Source organism: Jatrophihabitans sp. (assembly GCF_051960575.1).
Taxonomy (GTDB): Bacteria; Actinomycetota; Actinomycetes; order Mycobacteriales; family Jatrophihabitantaceae; genus JBQCEE01.
This window is the reverse complement of sequence record NZ_JBQCEE010000133.1, coordinates 1-3,336: the sequence shown is the minus strand read 5'-3', so window position 1 is coordinate 3,336 and position 3,336 is coordinate 1. Positions and strand designations below refer to the sequence as shown.

Below are 3,336 nucleotides of genomic sequence, written 5' to 3'. Positions count from 1 at the left end.
AGGTCTGCTGGACGCTGTCGGACGCCTACCACGAGGTCGAGGGCGGGCACATCCGCATCTACCGCGGCAGCGAGCTGGTGCGGAAGCTCACCGACGCGGGGCTGCGGTTCACCGGACAGCACCACGCGCACGCGCTGCACAGCCCGTACTGGTGGCTGAAGTGCGCGGTCGGCGTCGAGCGCGACATGTGGGCGACGCGCGCCTACCACCGGCTGCTGGTGTGGGACATGATGCAGCGCCCGTGGCTGACCCGCACCGCCGAGCAGCTGCTCGACCCGGTGCTCGGCAAGAGCCTCGTCCTCTACTTCGACAAGCCGTGAGGGTGCCCGAGCTGCGCGGTCTCATCGGGGCCGCGGCGGTCGCCGAGACCGCGGCGCACATCGCCTCGCTGCAGCTGCCCAGCGGGCTGATCCCGTGGTTCGAGGGCCATCACGCCGACCCGTGGGACCACGTCGAGGGCGCCATGGCGCTGTCGCTCGCCGGTCGCTTCGACGAGGCGCGCGCGGCGTTCGCCTGGAGCGCCGAGCATCAGGGCCCCGACGGCAGCTGGCCGATGGAGACGGTCGGCGCCGAGGTGCGCGACGCGTCCGCCGACACGAACCAGTGCGCCTACATCGCCGTCGGTGTCTGGCACCAGTGGCTGCTCACCGGCGACCGCCGCTTCGTCGACCGCATGTGGCCGGTGGTGCGCGCCGCGCTCGACTTCGTGGTCGGGTTGCAGCTGCCGAGCGGTGCGCTGTCGTGGGTGCGCCATGACGACGGCAGCGCCGACGAGGGCGCGCTGCTGACCGGCAGTTCGTGCTGCGTGCTGTCGCTGCGGTGCGGGCTGGCACTCGCCGAACTCGTCGGCGATCCGCAGCCGGACTGGGAGCTCGCCGTCGCGCGGCTCGCGCACGCCGTCGCCCGCCACCCGGACGGCTTCCTCGACAAGCGCCGCTTCTCGATGGACTGGTACTACCCGGTGCTCGGCGGCGCGGTGACCGGCGCGCACGGGGCGCGGCTGATCGACGAGCGGTGGGACGAGTTCATCGTGCCGGGCCGAGGCTGCCGGTGCGTGGCTGACCGGCCGTGGGTCACGGCGGCCGAGACCTTCGAGCTCGTCATGGCGCTCGACGCGCTCGGTGACCGCGGCCGTGCACACGACCTGCTGGCCGACGCGCAGTTCCTGCGTGCCGACGGCGGTGGTTACTGGACCGGTTGGGTGTTCCCCGAGGCGGAGCACTGGCCGGCCGAGCAGGCGTCGTGGACGTCGGCCGCCCTCGTGCTCGCGGTCGACGCGCTGAGCCGCACCTCGCCCGCGAACGGGCTGTTCCGCGGCGAGGGGCTGCCCGCGCTGCTCGAGGTCGGCGAGTGCGACGAGCAGTGTCTCGTGGGTGCGGCCGAGGGCCGGCGGTGAGTTCGCCGGTCTCCTCGGTCGATCACGCGCTGGCGGTCGCCGACGCGGCGAAGGGCTTCCTGCCCGCCGACGAGGCGGAGGCCCTGCGGGCGGCCGCGCGCTCGGCGCCGGCGGGCGTGTGGCTCGAGATCGGTACCTACTGCGGCAAGTCGACCGTGCACCTCGGCACGGTCGCCCGCGAGGTCGGCGCCCGGCTGGTCACCGTCGACCACCACCGCGGCTCGGAGGAGAACCAGCCCGGCTGGGAGTGGCACGACGCGTCGCTCGTCGACCCGCACGCGGGCCGCATCGACACGCTGCCCTTCCTGCGCCGCACGCTGCTGGACGCCGGTGTCGAGGACGTCGTCGACGTCGTGGTCGGCACGACGCAGTCGGTGGCGCGCTGGTGGGCCACGCCGCTGTCGTTCCTGTTCCTGGACGGCAACCACACCGAGGACGTCGCCCAGCACGACTACGCCGGCTTCGCCCGCCACGTCGTGCCCGGGGGAGTGCTCGCCGTGCACGACGTCTTCCCCGACCCTCGCGACGGTGGACAGCCGCCCTGGCACGTCGTGCAGCGCGCGGTCTCGTCCGGCGCCTTCGTCGAGGTGTCGGTGCACGGTTCGCTGCGCGTGCTTCGCCGGACGGACCGTCCCGTCACCTGACGCTGCCGCCGCGCTCTCCGCGCCTGGACTCCCCGCTCGTGGCCCGCGTGTCCCGGGCCGGATCTTCATGCCGCAGGCGGCGCCCGACCCGGCGTGGCCATCACGATCTGGACGGTCACAGGGTCCAATCTCGCTGTTTGGGAATTGCATCTCGACCGATGGGATGCGCGATACGCTGCCCGTATGACGCCGACCCGATACACGCACGGGCACAGCGAGTCCGTGCTGCGCTCGCACCGCTCCCGCACGGCGGCCAACTCGGCCGCGTACTTGGTGCCGCACCTGCGGCCGGGGCAGCGGCTGCTCGACCTCGGCTCGGGGCCGGGGACGATCACGGCCGACCTCGCCGAGCTGGTCGCGCCGGGTGAGGTGACCGCGCTCGAGCACACCGACGGGGCGATCGCGTTGACCCGGGCCGAGCTCGACCGCCGCGGCGTCGCCGCGCGGTTCGTCGTGGGTGACGGTGCGGCGCTGCCGTTCGACGACGGCAGCTTCGACGTCGTGCACGCGCACCAGGTGCTGCAGCACGTGGCCGACCCTGTGGCGGTGCTGCGCGAGATGATCCGCGTGACGGCGCCCGGTGGAATCGTCGCCGTCCGCGACACCGACTACGGCGCCTGGGCGTGGTGGCCGGCGATCCCGTCGCTGGACCGTTGGCGTGAGCTGTATGCCCTGGCTGCGCGAGCGAACGGCGGCGAGCCCGACGCCGGACGCCGGCTGCTGGCGTGGGCGCACGCGGCAGGTGCCAGGGACGTCGAGGTTTCGTCGTCCAGCTGGTGTTACGCGGACGACGAGTCCCGCAGCGAGTGGAGCGGGATGTGGGCCGAGCGGATCGTGCGGTCCGCTCTGGCCGACCAGCTCCTGACCGAGGGGCTCGCCGATGCGAACGAGCTCGATCGGCTCGCGGCTGCCTGGCGTGAATGGGGTAGCGACCCGGACGGATGGATCCTCATCCCGCACGGAGAGCTCCTGATCACCGTCCGGTGACGACTGCGGCATGGGTTCCTCCCGCGGCGCATCGCCTCAACGGATGTAGGAGCGCAGCACGCAACCCGGCCGAGGCTGCCTTCGTCTCGGTTCAGTGAACTGGGCCTGCGCGGAATCAGCTGCCGGTGACGAAGGTCGGCTGGTTCCGCATGGGTCTTCGGAGGGGGTCGACGAGGTCGGGTGGGATGAAGTGTGGGATGCCGTCGATCATGTGGATGCGCCAGCCGTGGTCGAGGTGGCGGCGGTGGTGGTAGGCGCAGAGCAGGACGAGGTTGTCGATGGCGGTCTGGCCGCCGCGGATCCATTCGA

3 protein-coding genes and 2 pseudogenes are annotated in these 3,336 nt (G+C 72.6%); 4 read left to right on the top strand and 1 reads right to left on the bottom strand.

Features of this window, described 5'->3' with window-relative positions; genetic code table 11:
* The 4 genes and pseudogenes from ACTHMS_RS07325 to ACTHMS_RS07310 all read left to right on the top strand — a co-directional run.
* A pseudogene (locus ACTHMS_RS07325) lies at positions 1-320 on the top strand (SAM-dependent methyltransferase); the annotation flags it as partial.
* Entirely contained in the window at positions 317-1,396 is a 1,080-nt protein-coding gene (locus ACTHMS_RS07320) for a prenyltransferase (RefSeq protein ID WP_440306009.1), read from the top strand. The pseudogene ACTHMS_RS07325 and the gene ACTHMS_RS07320, both read left to right, overlap by 4 nt.
* On the top strand, positions 1,393-2,040 hold the full coding sequence (locus ACTHMS_RS07315) for a class I SAM-dependent methyltransferase (protein WP_440306008.1): 648 nt from the start codon (positions 1,393-1,395) through the stop codon (positions 2,038-2,040). The genes ACTHMS_RS07320 and ACTHMS_RS07315 overlap by 4 nt, the downstream gene beginning before the upstream one ends.
* A gap of 183 nt (positions 2,041-2,223) precedes the next feature.
* Entirely contained in the window at positions 2,224-3,027 is an 804-nt protein-coding gene (locus ACTHMS_RS07310) for a class I SAM-dependent methyltransferase (protein ID WP_440306007.1), read from the top strand.
* A 115-nt stretch (positions 3,028-3,142) separates the two neighbouring features.
* Here ACTHMS_RS07310 and ACTHMS_RS07305 read toward each other — a convergent pair.
* Positions 3,143-3,336 (bottom strand): annotated as a pseudogene (locus ACTHMS_RS07305) (HNH endonuclease); the annotation flags it as partial.